The organism is Caballeronia arationis (assembly GCF_001544975.2).
GTDB classification, from domain to species: domain Bacteria; phylum Pseudomonadota; class Gammaproteobacteria; order Burkholderiales; family Burkholderiaceae; genus Caballeronia; species Caballeronia arationis.
This window is the reverse complement of the sequence record NZ_FCOG02000015.1, coordinates 54,889-71,289: the sequence shown is the minus strand read 5'-3', so window position 1 is coordinate 71,289 and position 16,401 is coordinate 54,889. Positions and strand designations below refer to the sequence as shown.

General features: G+C 63.3%; 10 protein-coding genes. 2 read left to right on the top strand and 8 right to left on the bottom strand.

Translation table 11 applies throughout. The annotated features are described in order from the left end of the window. Positions 1-48: 48 nt before the first annotated feature. The 7 genes from AWB81_RS11660 to AWB81_RS11625 form a co-directional block, all read right to left on the bottom strand. Positions 49-1,002, bottom strand: coding sequence for an ATP-grasp fold amidoligase family protein (locus AWB81_RS11660; RefSeq protein ID WP_087134901.1), 954 nt, complete (start codon positions 1,000-1,002; stop codon positions 49-51). Between the two features lie 67 nt (positions 1,003-1,069). After that, positions 1,070-3,355, bottom strand: coding sequence for a polysaccharide biosynthesis tyrosine autokinase (locus tag AWB81_RS11655; RefSeq protein ID WP_087134900.1), 2,286 nt, complete (start codon positions 3,353-3,355; stop codon positions 1,070-1,072). A 12-nt stretch (positions 3,356-3,367) separates the two neighbouring features. Continuing rightward, entirely contained in the window at positions 3,368-4,609 is a 1,242-nt protein-coding gene (locus AWB81_RS11650; protein ID WP_062635351.1) for a glycosyltransferase family 4 protein, read from the bottom strand. A gap of 792 nt (positions 4,610-5,401) precedes the next feature. Continuing rightward, a complete protein-coding gene (locus tag AWB81_RS11645) occupies positions 5,402-6,529 on the bottom strand; it encodes a VIT1/CCC1 transporter family protein (RefSeq protein WP_062635349.1) in 1,128 nt (375 codons plus the stop codon). A 186-nt stretch (positions 6,530-6,715) separates the two neighbouring features. After that, positions 6,716-8,827: a phosphocholine-specific phospholipase C gene (locus AWB81_RS11640; protein ID WP_062635347.1), complete on the bottom strand. Its 2,112-nt coding sequence runs from the start codon at positions 8,825-8,827 to the stop codon at positions 6,716-6,718. 491 nt (positions 8,828-9,318) lie between these two features. Continuing rightward, on the bottom strand, positions 9,319-10,659 hold the full coding sequence (locus AWB81_RS11630) for a TldD/PmbA family protein (protein WP_062635344.1): 1,341 nt from the start codon (positions 10,657-10,659) through the stop codon (positions 9,319-9,321). After that, the gene (locus AWB81_RS11625) at positions 10,656-12,095 is read right to left on the bottom strand and encodes a TldD/PmbA family protein (RefSeq protein ID WP_062635342.1); all 1,440 of its coding nucleotides are present in this window, start codon (positions 12,093-12,095) and stop codon (positions 10,656-10,658) included. The genes AWB81_RS11630 and AWB81_RS11625 overlap by 4 nt, the downstream gene beginning before the upstream one ends. A 304-nt stretch (positions 12,096-12,399) precedes the next feature. On the opposite strand from AWB81_RS11625, the gene AWB81_RS11620 reads away from it, so the two are divergent. Both AWB81_RS11620 and AWB81_RS11615 read left to right on the top strand, forming a co-directional pair. Next, on the top strand, positions 12,400-13,194 hold the full coding sequence (locus AWB81_RS11620; protein ID WP_062635340.1) for a toll/interleukin-1 receptor domain-containing protein: 795 nt from the start codon (positions 12,400-12,402) through the stop codon (positions 13,192-13,194). A 285-nt stretch (positions 13,195-13,479) separates the two neighbouring features. Next, positions 13,480-15,837 (top strand): penicillin-binding protein 1A, encoded by a 2,358-nt coding sequence (locus AWB81_RS11615; protein ID WP_062635339.1) that lies wholly within the window; start codon positions 13,480-13,482, stop codon positions 15,835-15,837. 303 nt (positions 15,838-16,140) lie between these two features. On the opposite strand, the gene AWB81_RS11610 is transcribed toward AWB81_RS11615, so the two are convergent. Further along, positions 16,141-16,383 carry a hypothetical protein gene (locus AWB81_RS11610; protein ID WP_097190833.1) on the bottom strand — a complete coding sequence of 81 codons (243 nt, stop codon included), beginning with the start codon at positions 16,381-16,383 and terminating at the stop codon, positions 16,141-16,143. Between the last annotated feature and the right edge of the window lie 18 nt (positions 16,384-16,401).

The following is a 16,401-nucleotide window of genomic DNA, read 5'->3' as shown; positions in this document are numbered from 1 at the left end:
GATGTCGACGATCCGTGTGGGACTCGATATCAGTAGCTTCGAGGTCCGTTACCGCTGAGCGAAGTCCGCGCCGTGATGCTCGTCCTTGCGGCTTCGCATGTCGGGCATGGCGGTCGCGAGCGACGGCAGGACGGGCTGCGAATGCAGCATGCGCCCCCATTCGTAATCGATGCTTTCCGGGTAGAGCGGATAGACGCCCGCCCCGGGCGTAAACGTCAACTCGCCGAAGTAGATCTTGTCGCCGGGCGCGTACAGGTCGACGCGCACGTAGTCGAATGCGGCCGACAGGGAACGTGCACACGCGAGAATCGCGTCGAGATGGGCGGGACGCGGCGTGGGCACCGTGCTGCACGGATAGTGTCCGATCCTGATCGCCAGCTGAGTCCACTCCTCGTCATAGAAATCGCCGCGCGGATGCGCCTTGAACCGATCCGAGATATGGAGGATGTACGCCCGGTGCGCACCCGACGGTTGGTTGAAGCAATGGATCTTGAAGTCGGGAGGCACGTTGCCGTCAGTCTCGACGAGCAAGGCCTCAAAGAAGAGCTTCGGTACGATCTGACGGTAGTGGCGCTCCCTTGCCACGTCATAGAAGTCCGTCCTGAGCCACTTTTCGCCGAGCGCACGAAGCTCTTCGAACGAAGTCTGCGTCTTGTCATGGACGATCTTTACGAAGCCGCTTCCGTGATTGGCCTTCATCACGAACGAGGAAGGCAAGGCTGCGAAATCCGCCTCCGTAAATGTCTCCGGACTCGCCAGCAAAGGAATCAGATGCTCCTCGCCGATCGTGCGCTTGATGAAGTCGCGCACGAGCAGCTTGTCGGTCAGGTCGGCGTACCGTGGATCGGGATACAGGCAGCGCTGCAGGATTTTTTCATTGAACGTGACCGGGTGCCTAAGGCGAGGAAAGCGGCCAACCTTCTGCCGATGCGAAAGGCTCAGGAATAACGCATCGGGCAGCAGGCCCTTGAGGAATTTTTGAGTTGTTGTTGATATCGACATTGTTGTGTCCTGCTTTTGCGCATGGGGCTGATTCGTCGAAGCTCGTACGCATTTTGCATGCCTGATATCAGGCAGGTGAGTGACCACGCCTGGATGGGTCGGAGTAATGACTCGGGTAGGGATGCATGCGCTTTTCGCTGCGACGTTTGGGCATTGCGTTGAAAATTGCACCGGCCACACGCGCACCCGCGAGGTCCAGTCGACGCGTCGTCTCGCCGAGTTCATCCTCGGTTTGCACGCCCGGCCGCACCACGATCGCCGCCGATCCGGCTGTCGCTGCGATCATCACCGCGTCGCTTGCGGCGAGCACCGCGGGTGTATCGATCACGATGAGGTCGTAGTGAGGCGCGAGCCGTTCTAGCAGCAGGCGCAGCCGCGTCGTGGACAGGAGCTTCGAGGGGTTGGCAGGCGGCAGGCCCGACGAGATCACGCTGAGTCCCGGCACGGCACACGGCTGGATTACGCGGTCGATCTCCTGTTTCTCTGCGAGCACGTCGGCGAGGCCAATGTCGTTCGGCAAGCCGAATTCGGTGGCGACCTTGCCGCGCCGCAAGTCGCCGTCGATCAGCAGAACGCGATTGCCGGCGTGCGCATGAATCACCGCAAGATTCGATGCGACGAATGTCTTGCCGGTACCGGGCGCAGCACCGACGATCGCGAGCACGTTGCTGCCCGTGCGCTCGATGTCGCGCATGAGCGATGCGTGGATCGCGCGTAACGCCTCGATGGCGCCTTCGTTCTGCGTGTCGGCCGAGAGAACGAGCGCGGTCTTGTCGGAGGGCGGCACGCCAGCGCGCTGGCTGAGCATGCGCGCCGTGCGAATCGGCGAATCCTCCAAACGTGCCTGTTCCGCGCTGAAGCCCACGGTACCGAAAACAGGAAGCTGCAAATGATATTCGGCGGCGTCCGGGCTCAGCACGATGCTACGCGACGTCAGCTTGCGATAGATCACGAAGAGCATCCCTAGCAGCAAGCCCGCAACCAGACCGCTGGCAATCACGACCAGCCGCTTCGGCTTGGAAGCCTCGCTGGGGAAAAGCGCGGAATCGACGAGATGCACGTTGCCGAGTGTGCCGGCGCGCGTGACGTCGAGTTCGTTCGACTTGCCCTGCATCGCCACGTAGATGCTCTCTGCAACCTTCGCTTCACGCGTCAGGTCGGCCGCTCTGCGGTCCGACTCGGGCAACTGGCTGAAGCGGCTTTCCAGTTGCGCCTTCTGCTGCTTCAAGAGCCCAAGCTGCTCGTCGATGGTTTGAATGTCGCGCGTGCCAGGGCCGAAGCGGCTCGCCACTTGAGTCCGCTGCATGTCGAGCGCGGCAATCTGCTTGTCGATGTCGAGCGTGCTCTTGAGATACGAATCGGCTTCCGAACTGGGCGTCATCGAGTCGGCGTCCGTTCGATATTCGCTGAGGTTGCTTTCGGTGCGCTTGAGTTCTTCCTTGAGCCGTGGCAGTTCGCTCTGAATGAATTCGCGCGTGCTTCCCGCTTCCGTACGGCGTTGATCGACGTGCGACGCGATATACGTCTGCGCAATCGCATTGGTGACGTCCTGCGCGAGTTTCGGGTCCTTGTTTTCATAGGATATCTGCACAACGCCAGACTCCTTCTGGGGCTCGGATGCCTTGACCTGCTTGCCAAAACGCTGCAACGCCGAGTATTCGCTCAGGCGCTCGACCATGAATTCCGTCCCGGGCCGCGCGACGAGTTGACTCACAAGAATGGACACGCCGTCCTTCTGCGCGAGCGAACCCGCGGCACCTTCGATCAGCGTGTTGCCGTTCTTGTCGATCACCTCATAGCGCTGGTCGGCGAGTGCGCGCAGAGTCAGCTCCTGGTTGATATAGCGCGACGGCACCTGCAGTGTTTGCACATCGATCTTTTCGCCGCCCCACGCATACGAACGCAGGCCGAGGAAGGCTGGCATCGGTTCGTCGGACGAACGGGACGCAGCAATGAGTTCGGAGATGCGCCCGATGACGGGCACCTGATCCGGCGTGACGAGGATGTCCTGCTTGTACTTCTGGATGACCGGCCACAATACCGTGCGACTCAGGATGATCTGCATCTCCGCATCGCTCGGCAGGGTCTTCGGAACGACTTCCTGCGAGCCGCGTCCCGAGCGTGCATCGAGGCCGAGTGCGTTCGAGGTCGGATATTCGACTCGCACGACTGAGTCGGCTGTATAGCTTGGAACCGACAGAAATGCGTAGCCGATTGCCACGCAGGTGACTGCCAGTACGATTAGAACGACGCCCCATATGTTGTCGACCGCCGCCTGGTAAAGGCTCGCGGTAGTGGACGTTACGGTGGGGCCGCTGCGGGCGGGGACATAATCAAGAGCGGGTCTATTCATCAGAAGGCTTCCTCATTCGCTCGACACATGCAGCTGCGCCTCGTGATTCTCCTTTGTAGCGCTCTGCTTGAGCGCATCGCTATAGACCTTCAGATAGGCTGCAACCATCCTGTCAGGACTGAAAGAGTCAGCGTAGCGCAAAAGCCGGTCATGCGTTTCAGGGTCGCGCGCCATCTCGATCGCATCGTGAATCCTTTCGATTACCGATCGCGGTTCGTTGATGTCGAAGACAAGATGGGAAGTCGGCTCGATCACCTCCGGGATTCCTCCAGTGTTGGCGCCCACGACAGGTATCCCCTGCGAGTACGCCTCGACGATCACGCGGCCAAACGGCTCGTTCCACCGCGACGGGACGACCAGCACGTCAAGTTCGCGCAGGAAGCTCGATGCGTCGACATGGCCTAGGAACCGCACGCGCGGGTCGTTGTAGCGCGCCTTCAGGCTGGCGACGTAATCGCCGTCGCCGGTTCCGCCTATCGTCAGTTTCCAGTTGAGCGAGGTGTCCTTCATCAGCTCGTCGATCAGAAGCTCGATACCCTTTTCGGGCGAAATGCGGCCGAGCATGCCGAGACGAACCGCGTCCTTGACAGACGGAGCGGAAGAGACCGGGGGAGCGCCGACATCGGAGAAATGACAGTCGCTGATGACGCCTGTCGAGGACGCACCGGCGAAGAAGCCGTTGTCGAGGTGCTTCTGGAGCACGAAGCGGCTGACGCCAATGGCAATGTCGACTTTTTCCGACTGTGTTCGCTTGTGACCCGCGTAACACGCACAGAGCGTGCATTGACGCTCGCAACTCCGATTGTTGGAGAGCATCGTCGCCGCGGGGCACAAGAGATAATAGTCGCGCGTCGTGTGAACGACCGGCAGGCCCGCGTTCTTCGCGATCCGCCATAAGTCAACCGACAGACAAGAGAGATTGCTCGTGCTCACGAGATCCGGCTTCTCGCGTGCCACGACGGCTTTCAGCTTGCGCGCCATGATGAGGTTGTGCGTGTCGATGGCATGCCATACGAGCTTTGCCACACGCGATCGCTTGCCGGCGCGGTGAGGCCAGTAGACATTCGCAAAACGAAGCCGCCATATCTTCACGCCATTGAGCTTGCTGATGTGATCGACACCGGTGCCAGTCGCGCATACGACAGTGACGTCGACGCCGGCCGCGGCAAGCCCTTCCGCAAGCAGTTGCGTCGAGACTTCGGCGCCACCCACTACGTCTGGGTAATACAAGGTGTTCGCAATCAATACCTTCATAGATAACTCCTGATGGCGTCGCACCCGATCAGTCGATGTGATTGCATGCCTTTCGTTTTGCTAACTATAAGCTTGGAAAAAAACATTCCATATCCTCTGAGGAACTTCACGGGGAAGGCTTTTCGCGCCAAGGGTTCAGGTGCAGCGAGTGCGTGCTACACGTGCGGACGATTTGCTTCGATGGTGGGGATGAACCTAACACGCGACGTAAAGCCAAGTCTTAGCCGGGTCTTTCATGCTTTGCACGATGACCTTTATCGTAATGGAACATCCGTATTGATGTTGGGGATCTTTGCTGCCTGTCTAGCGCCTGTCGAGCGTCCGCTTGTCAAAGTTACGACTAAACGGTGTCACATCGGATTGGCTAAAGAAGCATGTTTTTCCAGGACCGTAAGATGCTCATTCGGTAGGATGGGGATCAAAATGTAAGCGTCGTGTTACGGCTTTACGCTTTAAATGCTGCTGTGCGGCACATTTCCGGTCATTTGACCCGGTTCGGTAAATCGCATGCGCCGTGAGGACGTTGCATACAGTGCATCATACGCCTCTCTCGGACATTCAATTTGGCGGATTGATCCTGGATGTTGTCTTGCCCGCACACAGTAAGTCGCATTTGTCTGACTGACGGACGTGCTTTTATTTCGCTTTTAGGAACGTATCCAGAACGCGTTTTGCGCGGTATCAGTGCCTTTGGCCCGGCGTTGGGGCGTGCTTTTTATCCGATGCTTTACAGGACCACATTCGGTCTCGGCGGAAATGTACCGATCGGTTAGTTCGGCAAGACCCGTGCGCTCAAGTCACGGAGACGCCCAGCAATCGCCCGACGCCGAAGGTGAATCCGGCGGCAACGAGGCCGATCACGATCTGCCGGATAGCCGAAAACGCGATGCCGCGTCCGTTGAACAGCGACGTGAACATGCCGATGGCAGCGAGTGCCAGCACACTCAGCGCGATGCACTGGATTACAGCGGCTGAGCCGTTCGCCCACAGGAAAGGCATGGCGGGAAAGATGGCGCCGATCGAGAAGAGGCAGAACGAGACCACCGCCGCCGACCACGGATTGCCGCCGAGTTCAGCAGGATCGAGGCCGAGTTCCTCGCGTGTGAGCGCGTCGAGCGCCTTGTCCTTGTCGCGCATGATTTGCGATGCCACGCGCTTCGCGACCGCACTGTCGAGCCCCTTCGCGCGATAGATCAGGCTGAGTTCATGCTCCTCGGCCTCGGGCGTCTGTTCGAGTTCGTCCGCTTCCCTCGCGATCTGCGTCTTCGCAAGCTCGCGCGCGTTGGTCACTGAAAGCCACTCGCCGAGCGCCATCGAGCAGGCGCCGGCGATCAGTCCGGCGAGCCCCGTCAAGAGAATGGTCTTGTTGCTGGTGCCCGCGCCCGCGACACCCATCAGCAAGCAGAAATTCGACACGAGGCCATCGTTCGCGCCAAGAACGGCCGCTCGCAAATCGTTGCCCGACGACACGCCCTTGTGCCACGACTCCGCACTCGCGATCTGCGCGCCCTTCGACGTGTCGGGCTTGTCGGCATCGGCCATTGCCTGCACGACGTCTGCGTGCCGATGCTCTTCTTCCGACATCTCCTCGGTATCCGGATGTCCCGCGTACTTGTTGCGATCCGCGTATTCGGCGGCCGCGAGCGACGGCAGGACGAAGGCCGGTCCGAATACATGCACGAGGCCGCGCATCAGGATGGTCTTGACGCCCGGGCCTCGCGACTCCACGCGCACGCCGTTCGCTTCCAGCTTGTCCGCCCAGACCCGAGCGTGCTTGCGCTCCGATTGCGCCAGCTCGCCGAACACCTGCTTGCGGAAGGTGTCCTTCTCGACGCGGGCAAGCGTTTCATAAAGCGCCGCGCTGTGAAGCTCGTCGATCAGGTTCGCGCGATATCGCTTGAGTTCGTTCTTCGATGCCATCGCCGGTCGCCTCGTCTTGGATGCGAACCGATAGAGGTTATCCGACACCCGATGATTCGCGTGCCAAGCCCTTGCTATGCGCTTTTAGCGCGAATGGCAACCGTTCGTATCGTTATTTGAGGTGCTTGCGAAGCAAGCGTAGAAAAGGACAGCGGCGGGGAGCCGCTGTCCTTCTGCCCGGGCGCTTCAGGCGCCGAGCGCGGGATCGCTCGCGCTGTCGCGACCGGTCTCGACGTGACCGGCAAGCCGGCGAATGAACGTGCGGTCCGTATCGACGGTCACCTGCACGTCGTACCAGCCGTGCGTGTCACGCAGGTCCAGATACACCTCTGCCGTATCGCCGCCCGCCACGCGACGCTTGATCACAGCTGAAGGATCATACGAGTTGACGATGGAGAATTCGCACCGCGCCGTGCCGAGGTTCTTCAGGCGCAACTGAAGGTTGCCGTTTGCTACATCGTAGCCTTCTGCGACATCGGGCAGCGCGCGCTCGTGCTGGTTCCACCAGTGGCCGGCTGCCGGTTTGCCTGCCAGCCGGCGCAGGAAGCCGTTCGGTCCATGGATCGTGAAGTCGAAGCTGCCGTCGGCGTCCAGCGCGAGGCGGTCGGAGAGCCGCTTGCCTGCTTCTACAGTGTAAGTGCGGGGCGCGTCGGTGCTCGTCGCGCGATACAGCAGGAAGACCGCGCCCGCACGGCCCGTATTGATGAAGGCCATCGACACCTGCTTCTCCGATTCGTCGACCCGCGAACGCACGAAGAACTCGTAAGGCAGCGCACGTGACCGACGCACGCCCGGCTCCTGTCGCGGCACGGCCTGCGAGGCCGGCGGCAGCGGGACGTAGTCCGGATGACGCTGCTTGTCGGCGGGCACGTAGCTCGTCGTCGGGGGCAGCGTCGGAAATGCGTCGTTCGGATTCTCGAAGTTGAACGCCGACGTGAGATCGCCGCATACGGCCCGGCGCCACGGCGAGATGTTCGCTTCCTTCACGTCGCGGTCGTGGCCGAAACGGCACTCGATGAAGCGGATCACTGACGTGTGATCGAAGGTTTCCGAGCAAACCCACCCGCCTTTGGACCACGGCGACACTACTAGCATCGGCACGCGCGCGCCGAGTCCGTAGGGGCCGGGCGCGAACTTCGTGTCGCCGGGGAAGTACTCGCCGGTCGTATCCACGGTCGAGAGTCCGTTCGCGCTCGATCCCGGTGCGAACGGCGGCACGAGATGGTCGAAGAAGCCGTCGTTCTCGTCGTAGTTGATGAAGAGCGCGGTCTTGCTCCAGACTTCGGGATTGGACGTCAGGATCTGCAACACTTGGTCGATGTACCACGCACCGTAGTTCGCCGGCCAGTTCGGATGCTCGGAAAACGCTTCCGGCGCGACGATCCACGAAACCTGCGGCAGCGTGTTGTTCTGCACGTCGCGCTTGAGGATGTCGAAGTAGCCGTCGCCCGCGGCCGCGTTCGTGCCGCGACGCGCCTTCTCGTACAGCGCGCTGCCGGGCTGCGCGTTCTGATACTGCTTGAAGTAGAGCAGGGACGTGTCGCCGTAATTGCCGATGAACGCGTCCTGCGTCCAGCCCCACGAGCCCTTGGCGTCGAGCCCGGTGCCGATGTCCTGATAGACCTTCCACGAGATACCCGCGCGCTCCAGCACCTCCGGATACGTGGACCAGCCGTAACCGACTTCGGCGTTGTCGATGACCGGGCCGCCGCCGGTGTTGTCGTTGCCGACGTAGCCGGTCCAAAGGTAGTAGCGGTTCGGATCCGTCGACGTGTTGGTCGAGCAGTGATATGCGTCGCAGATCGTGAAGGCGTCGGCGAGCCGATAGTGGAACGGAATGTCCTCGCGCGTGAGGTACGCCATCGTCGTCGTGCCCTTGTACGGCACCCATTGATCGTAGCGGCCGCCGTTGAACGCGCCGAGGCCGCTCTGCCAGTCGTGCGGCAGGTCCTGCAGGAACTGCAGGCCCAGGTTCTGTGCGGCCGGATGAAAGGGCAGCACTTCGCCTGCACCCGCGGCGATCGGCTGATGCCAGACGGGCTTGCCGTTCGGCAGCGTGACCGCACGCGTGTCGCCGAAGCCGCGCACGCCGCGCAAGGTGCCGAAGTAATGATCGAACGAGCGGTTTTCCTGCATCAGCACGACGATGTGCTCGATGTCCCTGATCGATCCGTGCCGGTTGTGCGCGGGGATCGCGAGCGCGTTGCGGATGCCGTCCGGCATCACGTTCAATGCAGTGACGGCGCCGGCCGCCTGAGCGGCGGCGCGCAGGAATTCGCGTCGGTTTTTCGATGTCATGTGGTTTGCACCAGGGGATGGGTTAGTCGACGGTGTGGATGACGGGCGGGGCGAGTGCATCGGACGCAGGGCGAGGCGCCGGGGCCTCGCCTGTGGTCGCCTGCTGCGCCCAGCTTTGCAGGGAACTCACGGCTTGCTGCTGTTGCGGGATGGGAAGTTCAGAAAGGGACGTTGCGGGCGTTGGCCGGTCGTCGTGGCTCGCGTTGTCGCACGCGCAAACGCTTGCGCAAGCGAGCAGCACAATGAGCGCAAGCGAGGGACGCCGAAGCACCCGCTGCAGCTTCGAGCGGGCGACGCGCGCAAGAAGGGTGAAGACGTAATGAGGGAAGAACGCAGGCATACCCGACACGCGCATCTGGAAGAGATGGGGTCCAAGGATAGGTATTACCTGTGTAAGAAATATGACTCGTCGTGCGAATTCGAATTGGCTTCGAAGGCGCGACGAGTCATGCGGGCACGTCGAGCGCGATGAACGGCGGCGACCGGCGTGCCTAAAGAGTCAGGTCGAATGAACGCGCCAGAAGTCCGGGCAGCTTCATTCCGCCTGTCGACCGTTCGCCCCAGGTCCAGTCGCTCAACATCAGTTCCGGCGTCTCGCCGAGCCGTTCGAGTTCGCTGCCGAACAGGCGATAGAGACTGTCGTCGAAACGCATTGCCTCGACGGGCGCGACGATCTCGCCATGCTCGACCCAGAACGTCGCAAAGCGCGTCATGCCGGTCAGCCGGCAGTTCACGCGATCGGAAAAATTCACGTACCAGAGGTTGCCGACATAGAGCCCGGTATCAAGCGCCTTCAGCACGTCGGCGTCGGGAAGGTCGCCGCCCTGCATCGACAACGTCACCGGCATCTCGTTCGCCGGCGCCCCGTTCGGACGCTGGCCGTGTTCGCGAGCCGTGCGAGCGCTGACGAGCAGCCCCGCGCTGCGGCCCCGCTCGATGAGCGGCACGCTCTCGCGCAGATAGCCGTCCTCGTTGAAGCGCGGCGCGATTTCGAGGCCGAGGTCTTCAATCAGCGTCACGCGCGGATCCAACGACACCTCGCCCGCGTGCAGCCGATGCAGTTCGCTGCGCCCGCTCGCCTGCTGGCGCGCGGAAAACGCGGTGAACGACGCGGCGCCGATCAGTTCCCAAAGCGCGGCAGGCGCGAGATAACTGCGGTACTGTCCCGGCGACAGGATACGCCGTGTGCGTTCGAACACCCGCATGCGGGCTGCGGCCTGCTCCACGCGGCTCGCGAAGGCGTCGTCGCGCCAGTGGTCGCCCGCATGGGTGGTCTTGATCGCGCGGCCGCTCGCTTCGCACAGCGACCAGCTGAAGTTGAAATTGTCGACCTCGTGCCAGCCGCGGCTTCCGAGCGACGAAGCGAAGCCGCGCACGATCGAGCCGCCCGCGTAGAAGCCGACGAAGTCGAGCCCGGCCGCGCAGCCGGTCACGACGCGCACGAGCGCTTCGACGTCGGGCAGGCTGCCGCGCCGATGCGTCGATTGGGTCCACTGCGAGCGGTCGAAGAGCAGGTGCGGATCGTCGGGCGCGTGTCGCAGGCCGTCGCGCAGGATGGCGAGCGTCTCGGCGATATCGCTTCGATCCTGCGCGGGGTCGCCGCAGATCGTGAGCGTCGCATACGCCTGCCGCTCGCCCTCTACGAGCCGCAGCGTCAGCTTGCCCTGTGTCACGCGGCCGATCTGCCGGACCTTGCCCGCGTTGAAGCGAACGAAGTCCGAGTCTTCGGCGGAGAGCGACGTCAACGCAACTTCGCCATCGAGCAGCAGCCTCTCGATGTCTTCCGCAAGCGAGGCGAAATGACGATGCCAGTTGAATGCCGGTGCTGTCATCGCGCGCCTCCGAACACGTCGACATTGCTGAACACGCATGCCGGCGACGCATGTCCGACGCGCACGATCTGCATCGGCTCGCCCTTGCCGCACATCGACGTGCCATACACGCGGCGCGTCTCGTCGTTGCCGACGGCGGCGAGGTTGCGCCAGAAGTTCGCCGAGATGCCGCGATAGTTCGGTTGCCGGACCACTTGCGTGAGCCTGCCGTTCTCGATCAGCTGGCCCCACTCGCAACCGAACTGGAACTTGTTGCGATGATCGTCGATGGACCACGACGTATTCGTGCGCATCATGATGCCGTGCTCGATGCCGGCGATCATCTCGTCGAGCGAACTCGATCCCGGCTCGATGTTGAGATTCGCCATGCGGTCGATCGGCGGACGGTTCCAGCTCGACGCCCGCGAGTTCGCCACGCCGGGAAGCTGCGCGCGCTGTTGCGACAGCGCGCCGCCGAGCGGCCGTTCGAGCACGCCGTCGCGGATCAGATATGCCTTGTGCGCCGGCGTGCCGTCGTCGTCGAACGCGTAGGTGGCTGCTTCGGCCGCGTAGCCCGGGTCGAAGGTCACGTTGAGGAGCGACGAGCCGTATCGATAGGTGCCGAAATCCTCGCGCGTAACAAAGCTCGAACCCGCGAAATTGCGCTCGTCGCCGAGGATGCGATCCAGTTCGAGCGGATGACCGATCGACTCGTGGATCTGCAGCATCATCTGATCGGGCATCAGGAGGAGGTCGCGCGGCCCCGACGGACAATTCGGCGCGGCGAGCAGTTGCAACGCCTCGTCGGCGATGCGCGCGCCCGCGCCGTCGAAGCGATAGCGCGCGAGCACTTCGACTCCGCCCTGCGCGAGCGTGCCGTAGTCGCCGCCGAGCGTGCGGACCTGCGTGGCGCCTGCTGCGTGTGCCACGGCAGTGAATTGCGGCATCACGAGGTCGAAACGCTGGTCGATGCGCACGCCGTCGCTCGTGATGAAGGTCTGTTCGATGTGCGTGAGTGTCACGCCCGCGATGCGTTCGACGATGCGATCGTCGATGCGCGCCGCGGCGCATTCGTGCGCGAGACGCGCGAGCCATTCGTTGCGATCGGGCAGGGGCTCTTCTGCGCCGGGCGACTGGTATCGGCCGCTTTCGACGGGACGGGCCATTTGCCGGTGATCGACGAGCGACGCGGCCGCGCACGCTTCTGCGCACCGCGTGGCGACGTCGAGCGCGGCCTGCAGGCCCGACGCGGAGAGGTCGGAGCTCGCAGCATAGCCCGCACCCGCACCAGCCCACGCGACGAGCATCGCGCCGCGATCGCGCGTGGTGGAGAGCGGCTGGACGACATCGTTGCGCACGGCATGCTGGTCGATTCGTTCGTCGACGATGCGCACGGACCAGAAGTCAGCCGTGCTGTGCAAGGCGCTCGCGGCGCGTGTCACGGATTCAGGGATCATGCGATGGGCTCGCTCGTGCGGATCTTTCGGAAGTGAGTGGCGAAGGCAAGGAGTAGTCGCGCTTTCGCCGGCCGTCGCCTATATTACAGCCGGGGGTCTAGGCGGACCGGTTGCTGTTGCTGAGTTCCGTTCCTCAGGACGCAAGCGAGTCATGGGAAGAAACGACAAAACATAGGGCGGTCTGCGCGAGCTTTCGCGGCCCTCGGCGGAAGCAGCAAGAGCCCGACTCAACATCCACACGCTGAGCGCAGGTGCCGGGCCGCCGACCCAAGGCCGGACAAAAGCGTTCGACGAGGAGCGCGCCATGACCGACACTGTTGAACTCTTCATCAGCCATGCCCACCGGGATGTCGATCTGGCGGCGCAACTCGTCGCCGCCATCACGACCGCGATGGATGTCCCGCCGAACGGTGTGCGCTGTACATCGCTCCCAGGTTACAAGCTCGAAATCGGCACGATGCCGGCGCAGCAGCTTCGCCACGAACTGTCGTCCGCGAGCGTTGTCGTGGCGATCATCACGCCCTTCAGTCTGGCGTCCGACTGGGTGCTGTTCGAACTGGGGGCAACGTGGTCGCAGGCCAAGCGGGTGATGCCGCTCTTGGGAGGTCGTATCAAGTCAGCGGATCTTCCCGGCCCGATGCGATCGATGCATTGTGCGGAACTCGACAAGGCATCGAGCCTCGACGAATTCATCGAAACGCTGGGCAAGGAGCTTCGCTGGAGCGCCAGGAACGCTGTGGCGGCTCGCGCTCAGCTCGGAATACTTGCCCAGTACGCGGCGACCAAGTCTTACGTCGACAGCGACCTTCAGCTCGAACTCAACGCGGGCTTTGCCGCGAAGGTTGCCCGCATCGGCAATTCACAGGTGCAGATACTCAACTACGTCACGCATCGAGGCGGGAAAGATGCGTATCTGTCGCAAGAAGCGCTGGAAAAAGCGTTCACCCACATTCATACCGGGCTTTACTACAGACTGGAGCAGCTTCGTTTCCTCGGCATTCTGAGCAAGCGAAAAACCGGAACATCGAATGGCATTCCGCAATACGAGTGGGGCCTTGCCGACGAATATCGGACCGCGCTGGGCGACGCGCATCCCTGAAAGACCGGCGCGCACTTTCACGACGACTTGCGCACGAAATCCGAGGCTGGCTGACGGCACGCAGACGGCTCTTCCAATCCTGCTCGAACGTGGCCGCAACCTGCGCGCTTCCTGACGGTTTGATGGCGCGCAGCCGGTAAGACGGTCCATTGGTCGGCGAGCCCGTTTCCAATCCCGTCGATGCCCGATTTGCTAGCATGCTGCCTTTCCCGTAGCCGGCAGGTCAGTGTGAAGCGCCCCGACGTATCCTTTTTTCGAAATCATTTCGACCGCGCCATTGCGCGCATGCGTCCGGTCGCGGCCGAACTCCTGCGCCGCCTGCGCCATCCCACGCGGCGCGGTCTCGTGCGGGCGGCGGCGGCCGTGCCCGCGCTCGTGCTGCTCTACGTGCTCGTGCTGATTCCGTTCACGCCCGGCATCGGCGACATCCGGAAGGCCAAGGTCGACGAACCCGCGCGCATCTTCTCCGCCGACGGCAAGCTGCTCGCCGAATTCAGGCCCGTCAACCGCGAGTGGGCGAAGCTCGCGGACATCTCGCCGAACGTTGTCGAGGCGCTCGTCGCCACCGAGGATCATCGCTTCTATCAGCATCACGGACTGGACTGGCGGCGCACGGCATCGGCGGCGGTTCACACGTTCTCAGGCGACCGGCAGGGCGGGTCCACGATCACGCAGCAGCTCGCGCGCAACCTGTATCCCGACGACATCGGCCGCTCGCAGACGCTCACGCGCAAGGTGAAGGAAGCCATCACCGCGCTCAAGATCGAGATGGTCTACACGAAAGCCGAGATCCTCGAAACCTATCTCAATACCGTGCCGTTCCTGTACAACGCGTACGGCATCGAGATGGCGGCGCGCACCTACTTCGACAAATCCGCCGATCGTCTCGACGTGACCGAGAGCGCGACGCTCGTCGGCATGCTGAAGGGCAACAGCTACTACAACCCGGTGATCAGTCCGGAGCGCGCGCTGGAGCGGCGCAACATCGTGCTCGCGCAGATGGTGAAGTACGGGCATCTCGCGCCCGCGACCTACGAGTCGCTCAAGCGCCGGCCGTTGCGAGTCGATTTCGAGCGCCAGCTGGAAGCGCCCGGCCGCGCGCCGCATTTCGCGCAGCAGTTGCGCAAGTGGCTGATCGCATGGGCCGACGACAACGACTACAACATCTACTCCGACGGGCTGGTGGTGCGCACCACCATCGACTCGCGTCTGCAGACGATGGCGACGCAAGCCGTCATGTGGCAGGGCAGCCAGTTGCAGTCGATCGCGAACGCGGCATGGGGCGCGCGTGCCGGCTGCGCCGGCGGCAATCCGGACCTCGTGCGCGCATTCGTGCGTGAGTCGCCCGAATACCGCGCGGCGAAGGATGCCGGCCTCGCCGAAGACGAAGCGATGAAGCGCCTCGCATCGGATCGCAACTTCATGCGCACGCTGTGCGAAAACAAGACCCGCATGCAGGCGGCCTTTCTCGCACTCGATCCGCGCAACGGCTATATCAGGGCGTGGGTCGGCAGCCGCGATTTCAGCCAGGACCCGTTCGATCACGTCAGCCAGGCGCGGCGCCAGCCGGGCTCGACATTCAAGCCGTTCGTCTACGGCGCGGCGTTCGAGCAGGGCGCAAAGCCCGACGACACCCTGGTCGACCAGCCCGTTGAGATCCCGCTCGCTGGCGGCGAAGTCTGGCGTCCCGAGGATGACTCGCCGCCGAGCGGCCGTCCCGTGACCTTGCGCGACAGTCTCGCGTATTCGAAGAACCGCATCACGGCGCAACTGATGCAGGAAGTCGGGCCGGCGCGAGTCGCGCGCCTCGCCCGTGCGATGGGCGTGCGCGACAGCAGGCTCGAACTCGTGCCGTCGCTCGCGCTCGGCACGAGTCCGGTCACGCTGAAGGAAATGGTGTCGGCGTACGGGACGATCGCGAATGGGGGCGGCCATGTCGAGCCGGTGCTCGTCACCCGCATCGAGGATCGCAAGGGCGAAGTGCTCGCGCAGTTCGAACCGGCGACGCCCGAACAGGTGCTGCCCGCGGACGCCACGCAGAAACTGCTCGACGCGATGCGCGCGGTGATCGATCGCGGCACGGGTTCGAGCATTCGCAGCCGGTTCGGGATTCGCGGGGATCTCGCGGGCAAGACCGGCACGACGCAGGACAACGCCGACGGCTGGTTCATCCTGATGCATCCGCAACTCGTGGCGGGCGCATGGGTCGGCTTCAACGACAGCCGCGTCACGCTGCGCAGTGATTACTGGGGACAGGGCGCCCACAGCGCATTGCCGATCGTCGGCGATTTCTTCCAGCGTTCGATGCGCTCGCGCCTGATCGACTCGCGCGAGCGCTTCCCCAAGGAAGAAGAGACCGGCACGCTGCGCGCGTGGCTCGCGAACGGTCGGGCGTGGGTCTCGAACCTGTTCGCATCGAAGCCGGCGAGCGAGCCGCCGGCGAAGCCGCGGCCAGCCACGCGGCGCGTTCCGGCGGCGCCGGCCGCGCCGGCTCCTTCGTCGCCGCACGCGCCAGAGGCCGTGCCGCCGATCATCGCATCGCAAATGCCGGCGGAAATGCCGCCGTTGCTGCCGCTGCCATCGGACGCGCCAGCCCTTGGTGAACCGCAGCAACCCGCCTCCGGCGCGAGCGCGACACCCTGAAGCGCCCGGGCGTCGCGCTATTTCGCAATCTGCGTGCGACTTCCCACACAGGCGGTATTTATTTGTATGTACATTGGGACATCCGCCAGAGAGTGTGAGAGCCGATGTAAGAAGCGTCCTGGCGCGGCAGAGCACAGCCGCGCCTACTACTTCCCATCGACGAACTATCGTGAGAGAAGGCCCCGCCGCATTGCGCGACGGGGCCTTTAGTTTTGCGGACGATTGCGACCCTTTGGAAGGCCGCGAGCATGCGGACGCTGCGCGTCGTGACGACGCCCGCGCCCGCGCCGTGTTCGAAGCTGCTCAATGGCGATGACGCAACCAGCCGTGATGAGCCTCGCGTGTCGCATGACCGCGCAGCGCCTCGCGCGAGCGGCGCGATTCGATGCCCTCGTGCACCAGCAGCACCAGCGCGACGAGCGCCAGCAGCGAGAGCGCGAACAGCACGTTGACCACATCGCCGACCGTCACGCGCGAACTCAAAGCCGAACCGGTCAGCCGGATCAGGGTACCCAAAAACTCGTTCATCGCGGCCTCCGCATCCAAGCCCGACCACCTATATAT